The sequence below is a fragment of the Mycolicibacterium hippocampi genome, from assembly GCF_010723735.1.
Lineage (GTDB): Bacteria > Actinomycetota > Actinomycetes > Mycobacteriales > Mycobacteriaceae > Mycobacterium > Mycobacterium hippocampi.
Genome location: NZ_BLLB01000002.1, coordinates 865,953 through 886,899, shown reverse-complemented (window position 1 = coordinate 886,899; position 20,947 = coordinate 865,953). Strand labels below are relative to the sequence as shown.

18 protein-coding genes are annotated in these 20,947 nt (G+C 66.1%); 13 read left to right on the top strand and 5 right to left on the bottom strand.

Annotated elements, in window-relative coordinates:
• Positions 1–175: 175 nt before the first annotated feature.
• From G6N53_RS30585 to ptsP, 4 genes are all read right to left on the bottom strand, one after another.
• A complete protein-coding gene (locus G6N53_RS30585) occupies positions 176–808 on the bottom strand; it encodes a ribonuclease D (protein WP_163887561.1) in 633 nt (210 codons plus the stop codon).
• Positions 805–1,602, bottom strand: coding sequence for a hypothetical protein (locus G6N53_RS05320; protein ID WP_163887560.1), 798 nt, complete (start codon positions 1,600–1,602; stop codon positions 805–807). The genes G6N53_RS30585 and G6N53_RS05320 overlap by 4 nt, the downstream gene beginning before the upstream one ends.
• A gap of 757 nt (positions 1,603–2,359) precedes the next feature.
• Positions 2,360–2,506: a hypothetical protein gene (locus tag G6N53_RS05315; protein WP_163887559.1), complete on the bottom strand. Its 147-nt coding sequence runs from the start codon at positions 2,504–2,506 to the stop codon at positions 2,360–2,362.
• Between the two features lie 1,223 nt (positions 2,507–3,729).
• A complete protein-coding gene (ptsP, locus tag G6N53_RS05310; protein WP_163887558.1) occupies positions 3,730–5,490 on the bottom strand; it encodes a phosphoenolpyruvate--protein phosphotransferase in 1,761 nt (586 codons plus the stop codon).
• Positions 5,491–5,532: 42 nt separating this feature from the next.
• On the opposite strand from ptsP, the gene G6N53_RS05305 reads away from it, so the two are divergent.
• From G6N53_RS05305 to G6N53_RS30765, 11 genes are all read left to right on the top strand, one after another.
• Positions 5,533–6,312, top strand: a complete 780-nt coding sequence (locus G6N53_RS05305) for a DeoR/GlpR family DNA-binding transcription regulator (protein WP_163887557.1) — start codon at positions 5,533–5,535, stop codon at positions 6,310–6,312.
• Positions 6,309–7,286, top strand: a complete 978-nt coding sequence (gene pfkB, locus G6N53_RS05300; protein WP_163887556.1) for a 1-phosphofructokinase — start codon at positions 6,309–6,311, stop codon at positions 7,284–7,286. The genes G6N53_RS05305 and pfkB overlap by 4 nt, the downstream gene beginning before the upstream one ends.
• A 23-nt stretch (positions 7,287–7,309) precedes the next feature.
• Positions 7,310–9,301 (top strand): PTS fructose transporter subunit IIABC, encoded by a 1,992-nt coding sequence (locus G6N53_RS05295; protein WP_163887555.1) that lies wholly within the window; start codon positions 7,310–7,312, stop codon positions 9,299–9,301.
• Positions 9,302–9,346: 45 nt separating this feature from the next.
• A complete protein-coding gene (locus G6N53_RS05290; protein ID WP_163887554.1) occupies positions 9,347–9,604 on the top strand; it encodes an HPr family phosphocarrier protein in 258 nt (85 codons plus the stop codon).
• Positions 9,605–9,855: 251 nt separating this feature from the next.
• The gene (gene mycP / locus G6N53_RS05285) at positions 9,856–11,202 is read left to right on the top strand and encodes a type VII secretion-associated serine protease mycosin (protein ID WP_163887553.1); all 1,347 of its coding nucleotides are present in this window, start codon (positions 9,856–9,858) and stop codon (positions 11,200–11,202) included.
• Entirely contained in the window at positions 11,199–12,596 is a 1,398-nt protein-coding gene (gene eccE, locus G6N53_RS05280) for a type VII secretion protein EccE (RefSeq protein WP_163887552.1), read from the top strand. Before mycP ends, eccE begins: the two co-directional genes overlap by 4 nt.
• Complete coding sequence (locus tag G6N53_RS05275; protein WP_163887551.1) at positions 12,597–14,195, top strand: PPE domain-containing protein; 1,599 nt, start codon at positions 12,597–12,599, stop codon at positions 14,193–14,195.
• A complete protein-coding gene (locus G6N53_RS05270; protein WP_272870951.1) occupies positions 14,192–14,536 on the top strand; it encodes a YbaB/EbfC family nucleoid-associated protein in 345 nt (114 codons plus the stop codon). The genes G6N53_RS05275 and G6N53_RS05270 overlap by 4 nt, the downstream gene beginning before the upstream one ends.
• A gap of 214 nt (positions 14,537–14,750) precedes the next feature.
• Positions 14,751–14,987, top strand: a complete 237-nt coding sequence (locus G6N53_RS05265) for a hypothetical protein (RefSeq protein WP_163887550.1) — start codon at positions 14,751–14,753, stop codon at positions 14,985–14,987.
• Positions 14,984–15,256 carry a hypothetical protein gene (locus tag G6N53_RS05260; RefSeq protein ID WP_163887549.1) on the top strand — a complete coding sequence of 91 codons (273 nt, stop codon included), beginning with the start codon at positions 14,984–14,986 and terminating at the stop codon, positions 15,254–15,256. Before G6N53_RS05265 ends, G6N53_RS05260 begins: the two co-directional genes overlap by 4 nt.
• Before the next feature lie 131 nt (positions 15,257–15,387).
• On the top strand, positions 15,388–16,503 hold the full coding sequence (locus tag G6N53_RS30765) for an ESX-1 system-associated protein (protein WP_163887548.1): 1,116 nt from the start codon (positions 15,388–15,390) through the stop codon (positions 16,501–16,503).
• A gap of 726 nt (positions 16,504–17,229) precedes the next feature.
• On the opposite strand, the gene G6N53_RS05250 is transcribed toward G6N53_RS30765, so the two are convergent.
• Positions 17,230–18,033, bottom strand: coding sequence for a hypothetical protein (locus G6N53_RS05250; protein ID WP_237166417.1), 804 nt, complete (start codon positions 18,031–18,033; stop codon positions 17,230–17,232).
• Between G6N53_RS05250 and G6N53_RS05245 the strand changes: the two genes are divergently transcribed.
• Positions 18,008–18,691, top strand: a complete 684-nt coding sequence (locus G6N53_RS05245; RefSeq protein WP_237166415.1) for an EspK C-terminal domain-containing protein — start codon at positions 18,008–18,010, stop codon at positions 18,689–18,691. The genes G6N53_RS05250 and G6N53_RS05245 overlap by 26 nt on opposite strands.
• Before the next feature lie 67 nt (positions 18,692–18,758).
• Positions 18,759–20,945 (top strand): adenylate/guanylate cyclase domain-containing protein, encoded by a 2,187-nt coding sequence (locus G6N53_RS05240; RefSeq protein WP_205390294.1) that lies wholly within the window; start codon positions 18,759–18,761, stop codon positions 20,943–20,945.
• Positions 20,946–20,947 lie beyond the last annotated feature (2 nt).

Sequence of the window (20,947 nt, the reverse complement as noted above, 5' to 3'; positions counted from 1 at the left end):
GCTCACGCATGGAACTATTACGCCGAAAGCTTGTATTCATGCTGCCAGTGGAACCATTCATGGCCACCCGATTGACTCGTCGATGCCCTTCCAATAGTGTTTAGCGGAAGGCCTACCGTAACGAATAGTTTCGCGGCCCTTAATCATTAGAGCGACGCCGAGGCTTCACACCGCATTAGTATGCAAACACGTCACCGCATCCGCGAATGTCTGTCTCTACCCGAGTAGGCAAGTAGTCGAATGTCCGCTCCGCGATGTCGGCCACACCGCTAGCGCGCGCCTCGTCCATCAACCTATGTAACAGAGGGACTAGGTACTCAACGTCTCGCACCGCATAGCTCAACTGTTCCGGGGTCAGTGAGGGTGACAACCAGTCTGACGTTTGTTGCTCTTTGTCTAACGTCACCCCGAAGAAACGTTGCAATGTGGGCTTCAAACTGTGTTCTTCGCTAGCGGCTTCTGGTCGAACGATCTTCGACAGAATCTTCGTGCAGGCCACACTCCGGGCCGTCGCCTTCCAGTGGTACCTCATAAACCGGAGATCGAAGGGCGCGTGGTGAAACACTTTGATGACACGCTTGGATGTGAGCAATTCCCGCAATCGCTGAGGCTCGTGGCCGTTAATGCGGATGACTTGCGTTCCCACATTCGGTACGTGGAGCTGGCAGGTCGCAATGCGGTCAAGCCGCCAGTCGAGTCCGCTTGTCTCGATGTCCCACGCTGCAATCCTCGCGTCCCTGACGGCCCATTCGAAGTCCGCTGAAACGTCACCGTCGACCAAATTGATTTGTTGAATATTACCTATCATTTTCCACCTCCGACGAGATCGGCCAAAGCAACGGGCGAGCTCTGCCGCTCAATTGCTTCTAAGTCCTGAACAAAGAAGTCCCGGAACGTGCCCCGTTTCACCAGCACCGTCGGCACGTCCCCACGCTCGCGCTTGTGCGAGTAGAGCGTTACCAGCACCTTCTCGTCGAAGCGGTAGCAGGTGTAGGTCGGGTCACCCACTCGGTAATAGACTCGAATGTCCGCCGGGTACGCGATTCCTAGTTTTGCTATCTCCTCCGCCGTTTCAATAACGTTCGCACGGATCTTTTCCAATGTGTAGTCAAAGCGCTGCGCCAGGACCCGCATCGTCGGCTCATCGGTTGGGTCCGGGAGGAATAGTCGCAAGGAGTTTCGCTCGCCCTTTGCGAATTCTTGGAGCTTGGGCCAATGGACCTTGCGCCAACTACTCCCGTAGGAGATAAATACCGACACGTGCTTCGCATCACGGAATAGGTCATCCCACGGGACGTCGAGCCAATTCATCGTCACTCGATCAAGTCCCGCTGCGCTCACGTCGGACGCGATTCGAGCCTTTTCGAGCATTTCATCCATGATCGCTCTTTTGCCGCGAAGGTCCCAAAGGATGCCCAGTCCACCGACCGTGATGAGCAACCCTCCAAGTTGGTTCGCCGTTGCCTCAAGAGCGGAATGATCCTCAAACCATGTCAGATTCGAAAGCCAAAGCAGAGCGGCTCCGGCCGCCGAGACGAGCGCTGCATACAGAGCAGTTTTATACGTGGTGAGCTTCGCGGCAACGCCGCGACCATCGCTCACCCCTCCAACTCCGCAAACCTCATGCACTTCACAGTAGGACTACGGACCGACAGGCAGGCGGTGACGTGCCGCGGGCAGATCAAAGAGGTTACGGCGGCCTTCGCCGCCGGGGGTGCGGTGCTGTAGGTGCCCTGTTCTGTCCAATGGCCATGTGGGAGTACCCGTTGGTGGCGGTAGTCTGCTTGGCAGAATCGCTCCACCCTGTTGTAACGGCCGCCATCCGATGGCCAACGAACGGCGTTCGTAGCGCCGGCAACGAGCCGGAAGGCAGGCCGTTTCGCAGGCAACCAGGTACCGACGCAGAAATGCTCGCTGGATGTCAGGAGGGCTCCCCGACGTGGAGGGGCCACCCGTGCCCGGATGTACTCGCTGACCTCAGCGCTCGCCTCCGAATTCCGCGAGGCACGTTGGCTCGGGTGTATAGCCCTGCGGATGGTGACCACGAACATCGTTACACCCGCGACGGCCCGGTTCGGTAGGAACGGACCTGTAGGTTCTCACGCACAGCTGAATACGGCCATTGCCCCGAAGAGCAACGATTCGATCTGTCTCACGCAAGCTGCACCACCGTTTGTCTCACGAAACGCTTCATTTCCTGCAAACCACGCGGTCAAGGGGTGACCCAGTCACAGGGCGAGGGTGTGGACACCGAAATCGCAAAACGTGACCCGGGCCCCTTCGTGCGCGGCCCCAATAGCCCGGAATAGGCCACGGGAGGCTCAAAAGCACCGGAGAGGTACCGCTGGGCAGCAGTGCTCTAGTACTTCTCCCAAAACAGGAAGATGCCGGCAAAGGTGCCGGAGCTGGAGGCGGACACCAGTCGCCAACCGCCACCGGCCATCTGAGCCATGTGTTGGTCAATGCCTGCTTTGTCGCGATCAACGACCGTGCACTCGTATTGCATGTTTGCTCCTCCGCGCTGACGATTCGCACTGGAGTCTGCATAATCCGGGTCCAGACGCGGATCTTCCAGAGATTCATCCTGTGCGTTTCACGTTCCGGTTGCCGCCGCCTACTCCGGTGTCTGGCTCCTACCAAATATCGCCGGGCTGCTGCTGGGGGGTCCTATGCTCTCACCATGTCTAGCTTTGACGAAGCGTTTCGCAGGCAAGAGGCTGCGGCGCAGCAGGCCCAAGCTCGACAGCAGTCGCAAGTCGACGCGACGCGGCGGATGGCGGACGCGGCAGCACCGGTAGTGCGGCGGATGCTTGACGACTTCCTTCATGCTGTGCGTGAACGAGTTAGACCGAAGCGGTACCAGATGGGAACTGGGTCTTTTCACCTGCCGCGACTGTCTCCCAGTGGATATGCCTTGTATAGAAGAGGATCCGGTCTCGACACCACTCTGGTACTTGTAACTCCAAGCGGACGGGTCTGGGAGCATTGGGGTTATGGGGGCCGTAAGGGTTATGTCCAGATCAGCGGGGAAACGCTGGCGAACGGCGGCCTCACTCTTACCGGCGGTGTGAACGTAGGAGCGGATGGTAAGCCATACATCGTGACAGGAGTTTACGACGACCGCCGCGCTGTTCCGTTGCACGAGTCGCTTGCTGCGGCTGCTCATCGGCTCATCAACGAGTGACAAAGCAAGGAGTCGATCTGGGGCTCGGTCAGACTGAACCTCTCAGCAGGGCAACTACAGGCACAACCCAGATCTCTATCGGGGGTCAGGCTGGAAGGATGTCGTTGTGCCAAAGCCCTACCCTGAGGAAACACTCCGGGGCCACGCTCACGCGCCACCCGTACCACGCCATCGGCGGAATTAGGTCCTGCGCAAGGCGGCGGCTATCTGGCGCGGCGACCTGACACCGCCGGGCATATCTCACTGAGCGATTGTCGACGAGTCCATCGTGGCACGCAGAACCACATTGATGCGCTGGCCGATCTCTGCAGCGAGATCGTTGTTCCCTGCCGCCAAGTTTGGGTAGGGTGCATCTCAGATTGTGCTGCACAAGTGCAGATTTGGTGCAGCCATACGTAAGAAAGTGCAGTCAGCCTGAGTAACCTACAGGACCAGCTTGTGTCCCGATCACGTCGTCAATCACGACAGGTGCAGGTAGTCCGCCACACTGATCACCTCCGTCCGACGTCTACGTTCCTGTCGCATGCAAAGACAGGCGCCAACCCTCAGCCCAGCACTGCCAGCGCCGCCGCGCGGGCGTCCGCGGCGCTCGCCGTCTTCAGCACGGCCTCGGCCGCTTCCCGGCACTGCGCCAGGCTGACCTGCGCGAGCTTCGCGCCCACGTTCTGCACCGCGGCCGCGGCCGCCGACAGTGACGTCACCCCAAGGCCGGTCAGCACACACGCCAGCAGCGGGTCGGCCGCGGCCTCACCGCAGACGCCGACGGGCTTGCCCACTGCGGCGCCGGCCCGGGCCGTCATCGCCACCAGCTGAACCACGGCAGGCTGCCACGGGTCGGTGAGCGTCGCCAGTTCGGCCGACATCCGGTCGGCGGCCATCGTGTACTGCGCCAGATCGTTGGTCCCGATCGACAGGAAGTCGACGTGCTCGAGGATCTGCTCGGCGAGCAGCGCGGCCGCGGGCACCTCGATCATCACCCCGGGGGTGAGCCCGAGCGAACGTGCCTGGGCGGCAAAGCGTTCCGCTTCCTGCGGGGTGGCGATCATCGGCGCCATCACCCACGGCTGGTTGCCGGACCGTTCGGCGGCGGCCGCGATCCCTTCGAGTTGGTGGGTCAACAGGCCGGGGTTGTTTTCGGCGATCCGGATGCCGCGGACACCCAGCGCGGGGTTGGCCTCGTCGGGGTGCCCGGCGAACTTGAGCGGCTTGTCCGAGCCGGCGTCGAGCGTGCGGATGACGACCTTGCACCCGGCAAACGCCTCGAGCACCTCGGCGTAGATCTCGGCCTGCTCCTCGACGGTCGGTTCGGTGTCGGTGTTGAGGAAGCACAGTTCGGTGCGGAACAACCCGATGCCCTCGGCCGGGGTCTCCCGGGCGGAGCGGGCCGCGGCGGCGTCCTGGACGTTGGCGAGCACGGCGACGGCGTGCCCGTCGGACGTCGCCCCCGGGCCCGACCAGTTCGCTGCCTGCGCTGCGGCGCGCTGCGCGGCGGCCACGGCCTCGCGGGCCGCCGCCTCGTCAGGGTTCACGGTGACGGTGCCGCGGGTTCCGTCGACCATGACCATCGTCCCGGCAGGGACGTCGTCGAGACCGGCGACGGCCACGACACACGGGATGCCGAGTTGCCGGGCGATGATCGCGGTGTGGCTGGTGGGACCGCCGAGCGTGGTGGCCAGCGCCACGACGAGCTTGGGGTCCAGCCCTGCGGTGTCGGCGGGCGCCAGGTCCTCGGCGCACAGGATCGACGGCTTGTCGGGCACCGGGACGCCGGGTTCGGGCAGACCGTTGAGCTCGGCGATCACCCGGTCGCGGATGTCACGCAGGTCGGTGACCCGTTCGGCCATCAGCCCACCCATCTTGGTGAACATGTCGACGAACTGGTCGACGGCGCCGACGACCGCGCGCACCGCGGGGGCGCCTTCCTTGATCCGCTTCTCCGTCGCGCCGAGCCAGGCGCGGTCCTGGGCCAGGGTTGCCGTTGCGGCGAGCACCTCGGACGCGACGCCGGTGGCGCTCCCGGCACGGTCCCGCAGCCGGGTGGCGACGGCGGCTGCCGCGGCGTTGAAGCGCTCCCCCTCGGCCGGCCGCTCCTCTTCGGCGAGGTCCTTGGTGGACTCCCGATCAACCTCGGGCAGCTTGCCGGGACGGATCACCGGTGCGTACTGGACCCCGGGGACGACGGGGACACCCTGCAGCACCGTTCCCGAATCGATGGCGGGTGATGTGAGCGAAGTTGACGCTGTCATGTGAACCAGGTTACAAGAAAACGTTGACAAGTCAACACGTTCAAGAGTAAAACCAAACATATCAACATCGAACAGGGCGAAGACCCACATAAACGGAGCCATATGTACCCCGAAGAGCGGCAGCAAGCCATCGCCTCGCTGGTGATGGCGAAGGGCCGCGCCTCCGTCACCGAACTGGCCCAGGCGTACGACGTCACCACCGAGACGGTGCGGCGCGATCTGGCCGTCCTGGACAAGGCGGGCGTCGTGCGCCGGGTGCACGGCGGCGCCGTCCCGGTCCGGGCGCTGCACCTCGTCGAGCCCGGTGTGGGGGAACGCGACGTCACCCGCTCCGAACACAAGGACGCGATCGCGGCGGCCGCGGCGGAGTTCTTCCCCCTCAGCGGCGCCAGCGTGCTGCTCGACGCCGGCACCACGACCATGCGGATCGCCGGGCGGGTGCCCACGGATCGACCGCTGGTCGTCGTCACCAACTCGGTACCGGTCGCCGCCCGGCTGGCCACAGTCCCGTCGGTGTCACTGCAACTGCTCGGTGGCCGGGTGCGCGGCGTCACCCAGGCCGCGGTCGGCGAGCAGACACTGCGGGTGCTGGACACGCTGCGGGTCGACATCGCGTTCATCGGCACCAACGCGCTCAGCGTGCGCCACGGGCTGTCCACCCCCGACAGCGACGAGGCCGCCGTCAAGAGGGCGATGGTGCAGGCCGCCAACTATGTCGTCGTCGCCGCGGACTCCTCGAAGGTGGGCCGCGAGGACTTCGTCAGCTTCGCCCCCATCACCAGCGTCGACACCCTCATCACCGACCCGGAGATCAGTGCCGCCGACAAGGCCGAGCTGAGCGAGCAGGGTATCGAAGTCATCTGCGCAGGAGGTCAACCGTGATCGTCACCGTCACCCCCAACCCGAGCATCGACCGCACCGTCACGCTGCCGTCGCCGCTGACCCGCGGCGCGGTGCACCGCGTCACGTCGGTCACCAGCCAGGCCGGGGGCAAGGGTGTCAACGTCGCCCGCGCACTGACCCTGGCCGGCGTCGATTCGCTCGCCGTGCTGCCCGCTGCCACCAATGACCCGCTGGTGAGCGCCCTGCAATCGGTCGGGGTGTCCTACCGGATCGTGCCGACCGCCGAGCCTGCCCGCACCAACCTGACCATCACCGAGCCGGACGGCACCACCACCAAGATCAACGAGCCGGGTGCAGCACTCGACGAGGCGGCGGTGCGCGCGCTGACCGACGCGGTGCTCGAGGCCGCCGACGGCGCCGCCTGGGTGGTGATGTCGGGGTCGCTGCCCCCGGGAATTCCGCACAGCTGGTACGGCGAGGTGGTCGCGCTGCTGGCCTCGCGCCCGTGCCGGGTCGCGGTCGACACCTCCGACGCGCCGCTGGCAGCGCTGGTCGCCGCGCTGGACCGCGGCGCCCCCGACCTGATCAAGCCGAACGCCGAGGAGCTTGCCAGCGTGCTCGGTTTGTCGGCGCAGGCGTTGGAAGATGCTGTGGAACAGGGAGATCCGGGGCCCGTGGTGTCGGCTGCCCGTCAGTTGATCGACCGCGGCATCGGAGCCGTGCTGGCCACCCTCGGCGCCGCCGGCGCGGTGCTGGTGGACCAGAACGGCGCCTGGATGGCCACCCCGCCGCCGATCGTCCCGCGCAGCACCGTGGGCGCCGGCGACTCGTCGCTGGCGGGATACGTCCGCGCCGAAGTCGGTGGGGCCGTGCCGCCTCAGCGGCTGCAGATGGCCGTCGCCTACGGCAGCGCCGCGGCCGCGCTACCAGGGACCACTCTGCCCACCCCCGCCGAGGTCGACCTCAATGCAGTTCAGGTTTCGCCGATCTCACCGATTCCTGCCAACCAGTGACGACGAAAGACGAGAGTAGTGCCATGACTAGCTCCACCTCCTCCCCACCGATCATCACCGCTGATCTGGTGCTGCTCGACACCGATGTCGAGGGTGACAAGCAAGCGGTGATCACCAAGCTGGCGGGCAGCCTCGCCGCCGCGGGCCGCACCAACGACGCCGACGGTCTCATCGGTGCGGCGATGGCCCGCGAGGAACAGTCCGCGACCGGGTTGCCCGGCGGCATCGCGATCCCGCACTGCCGCTCGCCGTACGTCGACTCCCCGACGATCGGGTTCGCCCGTCTGCGGCCCTCGGTGGACTTCGGTGCGCCCGACGGCCCGGCCGACCTGGCGTTCCTGATCGCCGCCCCCGACTCCGGCGGCCAGGAGCACATGAAGCTGCTGTCCAGTCTGGCAAGGGCTCTGGTGCGCAAGGACTTCGTCGAATCGCTGCGCACCGCGGGCACCGCCGCCGAGATCGTCGACCTCGTCGACGGGGTGGTCAACCCGGCTCCGGCGGCGGCGCCGGCGAGCGCGCCCGCGGCCCCCGCCGAGGAGAAGCCGGCCAAGTCGATCGTCGCGATCACCGCCTGCCCGACCGGGATCGCGCACACCTACATGGCCGCCGACGCACTGTCCGCCGCGGCCAAGGAGGCCGGCGTCACGCTGGTCGTGGAGACCCAGGGCTCCTCGGGCAGCACCCCGCTGCCGGCCGAGACCATCGCCAAGGCCGACGCCGTCATCTTCGCCACCGACGTCGGGGTCAAGGACAAGGGCCGGTTCGCCGGCAAGCCCGTGGTGGCCTCCGGCGTGAAGCGCGCGATCAACGAGCCGGCCAAGATGGTCGCCGAAGCCGTTGCTGCAGCGGATAATCCGAATGCAGCGCGGGTGGAGGGCTCCGCGGGGGCGGCCGAGGACACCCCGTCGGGCAATGTCGGCTGGGGCACCCGGACCCGCCAGATCCTGCTGACCGGCGTGAGCTACATGATCCCGTTCGTCGCGGCCGGCGGTCTGCTGATCGCGCTGGGCTTCCTGTTCGCGGGCTACGACATCACCGAGACCGGCAACGACATCGCGCTGAACAACTCGCTGACCGATCTGCCCCCGGGCGGGTTCGCCCAGTACCTGGGGGCGATCCTGTTCACTCTGGGCGGGCTGGCGTTCAGCTTCCTGGTCCCCGCGCTTGCCGGCTACATCTCGTTCGCGATCGCCGACCGTCCCGGTATCGCTCCGGGATTCACCGCCGGTGCGCTGGCGGTGTTCATCGGCGGCGGCTTCATCGGCGGCATCGTCGGCGGCGTGATGGCCGGTTTCGCGGCGTTGTGGATCAGCAATATCAAAGTGCCCCAATGGTTCCGCGGTCTCATGCCGGTGGTCATCACTCCGCTGTTCGCGTCGCTGTTCGTCGGTTTGATCATGTTCTTCCTGGTCGGTCGCCCGCTGGCCTGGGTCAACACCAGCCTGACCGAATGGCTCAGCGGCCTGTCCGGCACCTCGGCGATCGTCCTGGGGATCATCCTCGGCCTGATGATGTGCTTCGACCTGGGCGGGCCGGTCAACAAGGCCGCCTACGCGTTCGCCACCGCCGGGCTGGCGGCGGCCACCACCGCGTCGTTCGAGATCATGGCGACGGTGATGGCGGCCGGGATGGTGCCGCCGCTGGCGATGGCGCTGGCCACCACCATCCGGCCCGCGTTGTTCAGTGAGCCGGAGCGGGAGAACGGTCGGGCCGCTTGGCTTCTCGGTGCGACGTTCATCTCCGAAGGTGCCATCCCGTTCGCGGCGGCCGACCCGTTGCGCGTCATCCCGTCGATGATGTTCGGCGGAGCCATCACCGGCGCGCTGTGCATGGCCTTCGGTGCGACCTCGCGGGCGCCGCACGGCGGCATCTTCGTGCTGTTCGCGATCGACAACAAGTTCGGCTTCATCATCGCGATCCTGGCGGGGATGGTGGCCGCCGCATTGGCGGTCGTCGCCGCCAAGCAGTTCATCAAGCCCGGCGCCAAGCAAGAATCCGAGCTCGTCGCCCCCTGACCGCTACACCTCACTGACAACCTCACCCACAAATAAGGAGAATCCATGCCCAGCAAGTCCGTCATCGTCGGCTCGGCCATCGGCCTGCACGCCCGTCCCGCCGCCATCATCGCCGAGGCTGTCGTCAACGCCGGTGTTCCGGTCACGCTGTCGACCGACGGCGGTGAGCCCGTCGACGCCGGTTCGGCGCTGATGATCATGACCCTGGGTGCCGGCAAGGGCGCCGAGGTGACCGTGGAGTCAGAGGACGAGGCCGCCCTGAACACCGTCGCCGACCTGGTCGAGCAGGACCTCGACGCCTAGGTTCCATCCCCGCCGGGTTCCCCCGCCGGAACGGTATTCCAGCAGGCAATCTGCGAGTGCGCACCTGCTGGAACGCAGTTCCGGCGCAAGAAAGCGGAATGACCCCTCTCGGGGCCCCCTTACGATTGCCTGGTGCAATCGGTGAGTACGCTCGACGAGAATTTTTGTGTGGCCCCGACGGCAGCATCGAGTTTGCTGCGGATGTGCCGGCACACAGTTCGATGGTCGGGTGTTTCAGGGGGTGACGACGCGTGCGCCGGTTAGGTGCGCTTCTTTCGGCACTGATCCTGGTGCTCCTGACGGCGCCCCCGGTCGGGGCGATCGAACCCCCGGTCATCGACCCCGCAGCGATCCCACCGGATGAAACCGGGCCGGACCAGCCGATGGAGCAGCGCCGCATCTGTGCGGCACCGACGGAGTTCCCGAACTCGAACTTCGCCGACAGGCCGTGGCCCAATGACTACCTCAGGCTGGCCGACGCGCAGAAGTTCGCAACGGGTGCCGGAGTAACTGTGGCGGTGATCGACACCGGGGTGAACGGTTCGCCTCGAGTCCCGGCCGAGCCCGGCGGCGACTTCGTCGACCAGGCCGGCGACGGAATGTCCGACTGCGACGCACACGGCACCCTCACCGCGGCCGTCATCGCCGGACGACCGGCTCCGACAGATGCGTTCATCGGGGTGGCACCCGATGCCCGGATCCTGTCGTTGCGGCAGACATCGGACAGCTTCTCGCCGGTGGGCGCCCGCAACGACCCGAACGACCCCAACGCCACGCAGACCGCGGGCTCGCTGCGCAGCCTGGCCCGGGCGATCGTGCACGCCGCCAACATCGGCGCGCAGGTCATCAACATCAGCGAGGCCGCGTGCTACAAGGTGACCCGCCGGATCGACGAACGGGTCGTCGGTGCCGCGGTTCACTACGCCGTCAACGTCAAGGGCACAACGATCGTTGTCGCCGCAGGCAATTCAGGCGGGGACTGCACCCAGAACCCCCCGCCGGACCCGGCCGTGCCCGCCGACCCACGCGGCTGGCAGGAGGTGCAGACCATCGTCTCTCCGGCCTGGTACTCGCCACTGGTGCTGACGGTGGGCAGCATCGCCCCCAACGGGCAACCCAGCGGGTTCTCCATGCACGGACCCTGGGTCGGGGCCGCCGCACCGGGCGAGAACCTGGTGGCGTTGGGTTACGACGGCAACCCCGTCAACGCGCTGCAGGGTGAGGACGGCCCCATCCCGATCAGCGGCACGTCGTTCTCCGCGGCGTACGTGTCGGGGCTGGCGGCGCTGCTCAAACAGCGCTTCCCCGACCTGACGCCGGCACAGATCATCAACCGGATCACCGCGACCGCCCGACATCCGGGCGGCGGCGTGGACAACGTCGTCGGCGCCGGTGTCATCGATCCGGTCGCCGCGCTGACGTGGGACGTCCCGGCCGGACCGGCGGACATCCCCTACACGGTCAAGGAGATTCCCGCGCCGGTGCACATTCCGCCTCCCGACCGCGCGCCGATCACCGGGGTGGTCGTCGTCGGTACCAGCCTCGCGGCGCTGCTCGGTATCGGGGCGCTGGCCAGACGGGCGCTGAGGCGCCGATGACCAAGTTCCTCTCGGTGTTCGGGCTGCGGTTCACCACCGGCCACGCGCTCTGGGCGGCGGCGCTGATCCCGGGGTGCGTCCTACTGTTCTCCGAACTCGACATGCTGTGGTTGGGCATCACGCTGGGCGTTCTGATCGGGCTCGCGTCGGTGCTGACGGTGCGCGGTCGCCGGGCCACGGGGTGGGTCGCCGCTCTCTTCGCATGGCGACGACGGCACCGGCAGCCCCCGGCGCCGCCATCCGAACCAGCGGTCGGCGCGACCGTGATGCCGGGTGACCATGTCGCGGTGCGCTGGCAAGGCGACCACATGGTGTCGGCGATCGAGCTGGCCCCCCGCCCGTTCACCCCGACGGTGATCGTCAACGGTGAGGCGTTCACCGACGATGTCGTCCACACCCGGTTGGTCGAGGACCTGCTGACCGGCTTCTGCCCGGACCTGGAAGCCGACATGGTGTCGGCGGGATACCGCGTCGGCAAGACCGCGCCCGCGGCGCTCGTGGCACTCTACGAGCAGGTGGTCGGCCCCTACCCGGCGCCGGCGAACCGGCGAACGTGGTTGTTGCTGCGCGCCGATCCCGAGACCACCCGAAAGTCGGCGTTGCGCCGCGACAGCGGGGTCTCGGGCCTGGCGCAGTATCTGGTTGCGTCGACGACGCGGATCGCAGATCACTTGGCCAGCAATGGTATCGACGCCCGACCCGCGCGCAGCTTCGACGACTACGACAGGGCCACCGAGATCAGCTTCGAGCGCGAAACCTGGTCGATGATCAAGGGCCGCAGCACGTTCACCGCCGCCTACACCGCGGCGGGCGGGCCCGACACCTGGTGGTCAGCGAGGGCGGACCACACGCTGACACGGGTGCGCATCGCTCCCGGCGTCGCCCCGACCACCACCGTGCTGTTGACCACGCTCGCACAGCCGTCCACGCCGCGGGGATTCTCATGTCTCTACGGTGGGCAGCGGGCTGCCCTGCTGGGCGAGAGTCCGGTCACCGACCGCCATTACGAGCTGCCGATCGGGTCGGCGGGAGTGCTGGTGGGTGAGACCGCCGACCGCTATCCGGTGTACATGCCGTTCGATGACGTCGACGCCAGCATCAACCTCGGCGATGCCCGGTTGTTCACCCAGTTCGTCGTGCGCTCGGCCGCAGCGGGTGCAGTCATCACCCTGGACCCGCAGTTCCGGGAGTTCGCCGGCTACATCAACGCACGTATCGGCCCGGAAGCCAAAGTCGCCTGGCCGAACGCCACAACCTACCTGGGAACCCATCCGGGAATCGGCCGAGTGATGCTGCGCAACAACTTCATCGACACTCCGCGGCACAAGCAGCTACCCATCCGATTGATCAACCCGCGCGAGGAGAGTCGCTACCAGATGGTTCTGGAGGGGTAAATGGCGGGGGACGAAGTCAAGGTCGACCCAGACGATCTGGACCGTAAGGCACGCATCGTCGATGACATCCCGTGGGGTGCTGATCCTGGCGAGGTGTCACTGAGCCGCCCGGACTCGCTACAGGCTTCCTCTACTGCGGTGACCAACCTCTCCAACAACGCTGCGGCGCTTGCCGATTACCAGAAGTACGGCATCGAGGAGAGCCGCCGACTGGCCGACACCCTCCGACTGGTCGGGAGCGCGTACCGGCGCGTCGACGAGACAGCAAAAGCCAGTATCGACGCCACGATCGCGGGTGGACCGCCGCCTGCACCGCCGCCCCCCGTCCCGGTCGGATCCAACAGTGTGCCCGAGCCGACCGCCCCCGTTCCGATGGCTCCGTTTCGACCCGTGACAGCCGACCAGGACGGGTTCGTCGACGTCAAGCGGGCCGATATGCTGCTCAACGGTGGCGATCACGCCGCCTCCCTGCGGGCCGCGGCCACAGCATGGTCGGCCAATGCGACAACGCTTCTCGGAGCAGCGCAACCGTTCCAGATCAAGATCGAGAACTGGGAAGGCGCCGCGGCTGATGCGGCTTACACGAAGTTTCAACGGTTCGGGGGTTGGCTGGTCGAACTGGCCGGCAAGTGGGAGCAACTCGCCGCGCAGGCGAATACGCTGGCCGCCGCCCACGAGACCGCCCGCTCGACGCACGAGCCGATTCGGGTGGAGTACGAGTCGCTGGAAGCCCAGATGCCCGCAGCCATCGCCGCCGGCGGTAGCGCGGCCCGCACTCTCAGCCTGAAGATGGAGCAGCTTCAGCATCAGTCGGAGGCGGTTCGCGAAACATACGTCGCCAGCGGCAATCCCACACAGGTTCCGCCGCCGGAGCCTCGGCCGAACTCCACGGCGCCCGCCATGCCGGTCACCGGCAACGGCGATCCACGTGGCCGGGGCGTACCGGCCAGAGAACCCGGTGACGAGCGCATCGGTGCCCAGCAGGCACGCGGTGGGCTTCAGTCGTCGGAAGGGGCACCGCCCACCGAACAACCGGCAGTGTCACCGATGTCGGCGACGGAGCAGGCATCCGAGGGAGCGCAGCAAGGCGCCTCGCAGGGTGGGCAGCAGGGCGGCGGAGCACCGAGTGGGGGCCCGCCGGGCGGGTCTCCGGGCGGCGGATCCCCCGGCGCGGGTCAACCGGGTGGGGCAATGCCGGGGGCCAAAGGCGACCCGAAGCTGCCCACAGACCCGAGCCTGCGTCCCGCTGCAGCCAGCGGCGGCTCGGGCGCGGGGGGCGGCGGCGGAGTACCCAGCGCACCCATGCAGCCGGCGGTCAGCGCCGAGACGGTGGGACCGACTCCGGTGGTGGTTCCCACGACGCCGGCGGCAGCCGCAGGTGGTGGGGCGGCAGGCGGCGGAATGGCTGGCGGCATGGGAGGTATGGCGCCGATGATGGGCGCCGGCCAGGGCGGGAACACCGGCGAGAAGAAGCGCAACCCTCAGCTTTCCCAGGACGAGGAGCTCTACACCGAGGAGCGGCCGTGGACTGAGGCCGTCATCGGCAATCGGGTTCGGCGCCGAGGAACTCCCGACGACACCAAGAAGGAATCGCAGTGACGGACGACATGCATCCCGAGGTCGCCGCCGTGCTGCGGCAGGCGCGGCGACTGCAGTCCTTGATGGACGAGCAGCTCGACAAGATGGCCAACGATTCCTTCACCGCCACCGATGACACCGAGACCGTCGAGGTGACGCTGAACGGTCACCACTGGCTCAAGGATGTGTACATCCAGGACGGCCTGTTGCGGCTGGGGGCGGAGACAGTCGAGCAGCGGGTGAACGAAGCGCTGCAGAAGGCCAGCGCCGAGGCGAGCGCCGCGATCGACGTCGATCGCGAGCGGCTCGACGCGGTGGTCGCGGAGATCACTGCGGAGGTGTCCGAGCAACGGCCTGAATAGCGGCCGCATGGGATCGACGGTATCGCTGGTGCAGGTGTCGCGACCCGACCGCGTCACCCGTTCTGCTGCGTCTCGACCCCAATACCCCACCGATTTCGGACCGACCGACAAGACTCGTGGTTCTTTGGGAGCGCCTGAGTGAATTCTCGAAGTGATCAGGTGCAGTGGTGGCAACGACAAGACACACCGTTTTGGGCCGCAGCCACATTGGGGGGTGCCGATCCTGCTTTCGGCGGCCCTGCTTCTGCTGTTGCCGACGAAGATGGCCTTCGAGGGAAGCGGTGCACGCCTGCTGGGCTTCACGGTTATCCCTGTGGTCATAGTGGAACTCGTGCTTGTGCTGGGGTCGGTCTGGCTGGCGCGCCGGTCTTCTTCTTGGACGACCGGCGCGGCGGTCGCGGGTGCCGTCGCCGCGGTTTTCATACTCCTCGCGTCGGCTGTAACGATATGAACCGGGACATCAAATTCGGCGAGTTCTTCGGGCCGGCCGGCCTATTGGGTGTCCTGCTGGGAACTACCTACCTGACGCTGATCATGCTGCGGCTCATCGAGGTCGGCGTTGGTTTCGGAGCACTCGTCATCGTCGGTTTCCCGCTGATGCTCGCATCGGGCGCGGTGAGACGGTTCGGCACGGGTCTGGTGGTGTCGCTGGCCGTGATCCCGCTGACGATCGTGACGTTCCTGGTCGGTGCTGGCATCGGTTCAGGAGTGGGAGGTTAATGGCTGCGACGGAAATCAGCGGCATGGCCACTCCCCGACCTCTCGTAAGCTAGTTAGGTCGGCATCACGATCGACCCCGCGACGGGTCGTGTTGACCTGGGAGGAATGGGGATGACTAGGCACGATCGGAAGTGCCGCACGTGACCACACCGCCTTCCGGACCTTGGCCACCCCAGCCGCCACAAGCACCAAGACGCTGGGGGCCCCCGCCGCCACCGTGGGGCCCACCGCCTCAGAACAGCAGCAATCGCTCCAAGTGGATTCTCGGCGGACTCGCGCTGCTGGTGGTTGTCGTCGTCACGGTTACGACGACCTTGCTGCTCACCCGCGACGGGTCGAACGGATCAAACTCGCCGATTGCATCACCGCCGCCAAGCGAGTCCGTTAATACGTCAGACATTGCGAGTGCTGACGATCGGGGTCCGGTCGGAATCATCACAGAGGATCCGACATGTGCGGCATGGGAACCGGTTGCGCGCACACTATCCGAGAAACAGCAGAACGGCTGGGCCAAGCGGGATCCAACAATTCCTTCCTCCGACTGGACACCGCAACAACGGTCGCAGTACGAGGAGGTCGGTCGCGCAATGATAAACGCGGCCGACCAAACAGTGGCCTTGGCCAAGCTCACACCGCACCGTGTAATGCGCGAACTGTACGAACAGTCCATCGCATATTGGCGTGCCTACTCCGACAGCCTCGCTACGTACACCTCCGCGCACGATTCGATCGCCCTTGTTGCAAATAGCACGTCGGGCGCGATCGTATGGATTTGTGCTGCGATTACTTATGGTTCGGCAGCTGCACGCAGTCCTCTTGTCAGCCCAGGCGTCCCTCCAATATCAGTTGCTAGGGCGGGTGACCCCGCTGAACCTCGGCGCTTCATGGAACAGCCATCGAACGTTTGCAATGAATGGGCTTCTACATCGGAGCGGTTCAACGCCGATACGGATCGGTGGGCCGAAGCGGTCGATCCAAACCTGCCGGCAAGTCAATGGTCGACAGAACAGGAGGACCTTTTCACAAGTATTACGGCGATTCTTCAGACCAATGCCGGTCAACTGCAGAATCTCGGCGCGATTAGCCAGAATCCGACACTGAACGACTTCGCATCCTTAGCCGCTCAGTACCAGCGAGCATACGTACAGGCAATACCGAGCTATACACCTGCCGACAACTACCTGAACAGCACCGCGTCGGAATTGGTTGTGGCGGTCGAGCAAGCGTGCCAAGCAGCCAAGGGTTAGCAATATGGGCATCGACAAGATCTCGGGCGAATACATCGAAGAAATGACCCACCCCAATGGGTGGCCGGAAATCGATGAGGCCACCTTGTCCTCGCGCGGCCAGAACCTTTTGGATCTCCGGAACCAGGTACATGCAGTACTAGAAAAGTGGCAGCAACAGAGCGGCGCCATCTTCGAAGGAGGTGTTTGGTCCGGCGGTGGTGCCGACGCTGGAGATTCTTCTGTAAAGCAGCGTCTCGCTGAGATGTCAATTCTAGAAGCACATCTCGGCAAGGCCTATGCGTACTACAACATGCTAGCCGAGCTAGTCAGCGGAGTTAAATCCGTTGTAAACGGAAACCTCCAAAACGCGCAGGAAATGATCCGTACGATCCGGAGCTTGCCGGAGTTGGACTCAGAGGCGAAAGAAGAGCTCGTGCGCGGCTATGTTCTTTCGCAGAATGCTGTAAATACTGCCGATGTCGTAGCTGGGAGCACACAGGTCCCTGCTTTTGACTCGTGGACTGCACCCAGCGGCGCAATACCGCCGGTCACATCTTCCGAGCCACAGACACCCGTTCAGCCCGGCCCCGCCACGCCTCCCATTCAAACCGTAAGACGCCAAGCTTCTTCTATACCGCGGACACCCGCACCCGCGCCCGCGAGTTCGGCGCCTCCCGCGGCCTTAGAGAGGTTTCCCGACCAGGGCACCCCTTCGCCCCCGGTAACACAACCGGGCGTTAGTCCTCAGAGTCCCTCAGTTGCGGAAGCTGGCAGCGCCCACGGCTCTGGAGGGCTCACCACTTCGAGTCCGTCGGGCGGCCCGTCCTCGCCATCTAGTCCGATGAGTACATCCGGTTCATCGTCGGGCGGCGCGGGCTCCCCGTCGTCGCCATCGACTTCCAGTCCTGCCAGTCCTTCCACATCGGGCTCACCGAGCACCTCTTCCCCAACCGGCGCGGGCGCCGCGAATCCGACCACCGCCACCCCCGCCGATACGGCCAAATCCGCAAGGGCAACTACCCCGCTGCAGCCGATGACGAGCCAGCCCCCGCTGGCGTCGTCCGCGCCGGCGACGTCACCCGCCCCGGCACCGGCGCCCACCAACCAGGCTGCCGCAGCAGCGCCTCCGCCCGGCGGCGGTGCCTCATCCGGCGCGGCCGGCGGAGGCGGTATGTCCGGCGGCGGCGCTGGTGCCGCGCCGGTCGGCCCCACACCCACCGGCGGTGGGAGCCCGGCCCCGCCGATGCCGCTGGGGCCCCCGACCACGCCGGCCCCACCCGGACCGCCCGCCCCCGGGGCACCCAGTGTCGCGCCGGCGGCCGCGACCGGCCCCGGCGTCGCCCCCATGTCGGCAGCCAGCGGCGCTTCCGCAGCACCCGCGCCCGTACCGGTCTCCACCGCCCGCGCCGAGCGTGATGCGATCCAGTCGGCCGCCACCGCCGGCGCGCTACGGCGCAGCAGCCACGGCGCGAACCCGGTCCAGCGGGCCCGCCATATCGGCGCCGCCCTCAACGTCGGGGTGATGGACTTCGGCTTCTTCTGGGTCACCGCGGTCACCATGGACGGCACGATCGTGGTCGCCAACAGCTACGGCCTGGCCTACATCCCCGACGGGGTGAACCTCCCCGAGCAGGTGCGGATGGCCACGGCGGACGAAGCCATCCCGCTGGCCGAACGCGCCAAGTGGGCGACCTACCCGATCCTGGCGGTCCAGGGCTGGGCCCAGCACCACGACACCAAGCTGCGCGCGGTGGTTGCCACCGAGGAGCAGTTCGCTCACTTCGATCCCGGCGTCGCGAAGATCATTCTCACCCAGGATGACATCCCCGACGACGGGAAGATGCAGGGCCGCAACCGGTTAGAAGTCATCGCGCCAGCAGCTGCCGAACGGTTGGCTGCCGTCAGCGATCTCGGCCTCACCGAGCTGCTGCCACCCGCACCGGCCGACACCACAAGCCCCGCAGATGAGTCCGCCATGTTGTGGTTCGAGGTGGCCAAACCTCTGATGAGCACCAGCCCCCACCGCGGTGTGGCACACCTCGAGGCGTTCATCACCTACGCTAACCACGCCCAAGAGTTGGCTCTGCACCGCGCCCATACCGCTGCCGAGCCAGCCTCCCAACGGCGAACCATCGCCGATTGGGTGTACTGGCAGCACCTCGCGGTGCTCGTCGCTGACGCGATCCACACCGACGCGTCGGTTTGATGAGATGGGTCTCCCCCGGCCAAAGTGCCATCGGGAGGCAGCCGCAGCAGGATAGTGTCATGTGCCGATGACCACGCGGCGATTCAAGACCAAAGGTGTCGACCCCGAGGCTGCCTACCCGGTGGAGCTGCCCCGCCACCTCGGCAAGGTGCTCTCGCGGATCAGCATCCAGTCCAAGTTTCTGCTGATGCTGCTGGTCACCAGCATCCTGTCGGTCGCCGTCGTGGGCTATATCGGCTTCGAGTCGGGCCGCACGTCGCTGCGTGCCGCAGCCTTCGACCGCCTCACCGAGCTCCGGGAATCCCAGAGCCGCCAGATCACCGGCGAACTCAACGACATGAAGAACTCGATCATCCTGTTCGCGCGAACCAGCAACGCCGGAACGGCAATGGCCGCGTACACCAACGGCTTCAACGAACTCGACAACCCCGACGCGTCCCCGATCGATCCCGCCCAGGAGCAAGCGCTGGTCGACTACTACACCAACATCTTCGCCCCTGAGGAGGAAGCCAAAACCGGCGTCCAACTGGATGTTCCGGCGCTTCTGCCGACGTCGTACGCGCAGAAGTACCTGCAGATCCACTACACGATACCGTTCGAGAAGTCGTCGGAGCGGATCGACGTCGACGATGCCGGCGACAACAGCGCCTGGTCGGCCGCGAACCTGCGGTTCAACAACTTCTTCCGCACCGTCGTCAACCGCTTCGAGTTCGAGGACGCGCTGCTCATCGATACTCAGGGCAACGTCGTCTACAGCGCCAACAAGGGCGTCGACCTCGGCACCAACGTCCTCGACGGCCCGTTCCGCGGCGGCGACCTCACCGAGGCGTTCAACGACGCGATGCAGAGCAACGCGCTCGACTACGTCGAGATGACGGACTTCAGTGCCTACCAACCCGCGCTGGAACCGACGGCGTGGATGGTCAGCCCCGTGGGCCCGCTCGACGAGGTCACCGGGGTGTTGGCGCTGCAGTTGCCGATGTCGAAGATCAACCGTCTGATGACCGTCGACAAGCAGTGGGCGCAAGCTGGGATGGGAACGACGGGTGAGACGTTCCTGGTGGGCGCCGACGAGCTGATGCGCTCCGACTCCCGGCTGTTCCTCGAGAATCCCGATGCCTACCGCTCCGAGGTGGTCGCGGCCGGCACTCCCCCCGACGTGGCCGACGCGGCGATCCAGCAGGGAACCACCGTGCTCATCCAACCGGCCGGCACCGAAGCCACCCGCCTGGCCGACCAGGGACGTACCGGCACCTTGATCGCCGACGACTACCTGGGGCGCAGGACGCTGCAGGCCTACGCGCCGATTCCCGACGACCAACTGCGCTGGAACATCGTGGCCAAGATCGACGCCAGCGAAGCGTTCGCTCCCGTCGCCAAGTTCACCCGGACGCTGGTGCTGTCGACCACCGCGATCATCTTCATCGTGTGTGTGATCGCGATGCTGCTCGCCCGCCGATTCGTGCGGCCCATCAAGCGATTGGAGGAGGGTTCCCGGCAGATCAGCGCCGGCGACTACGGCGTCGTGCTTCCGTTGCGTTCCCTCGACGAGTTCGGCGACCTCACGGTGGCGTTCAACGAGATGAGCCGCAACCTGTCCCTGCACGAGCAACTCCTGGTCGAACAACGCGAAGAGAACACCAAACTGTTGCTGTCCCTGATGCCGGAATCGGTGGTGCAGCGCTACCGCGAGGGTGAGGAGAACATCGCTCTCGACCACCCGGACGTCAGCGTCATCTTCGCCGACATCGTCGGGCTCGACGAGCTCTCCGCGCAGCTGACACCCGAGGAGTCGCTGAAGGTCGTCAACAAGCTGGTGCGCCAGTTCGATGCCGCCGCCGAGAATCTGGGCGTCGAGCAGGTCCGCACCATGCACAACGGCTACCTGGCCAGCTGCGGACTCAACCAACCGCGTCTGGACAACTCGCGCCGCACTGTGGATTTCGCGATCGAGATGCAGCACATCATCGACAGGTACAACGCCGAGAGCGGCTACAACCTGCAGCTGCGAGCCGGCATCGACACCGGCACCGTGGGTAGCGGGCTGATCGGCAAGACCAGCATCGCCTACGACATGTGGGGCAAGACGGTCAATCTCGCCCACCAGGTCCGCAGCGGGGCCTCGCAACCCGGGGTCTATGTGACCTCCCGGGTCTACGACGTGGTGCGCGACTTCCACGACTTCACCCCCGCCGCCGTCATCAGCCACGACGGAACCGACGAACAGACCTACCGCCTCGCGGAGAGCAGCTAGCC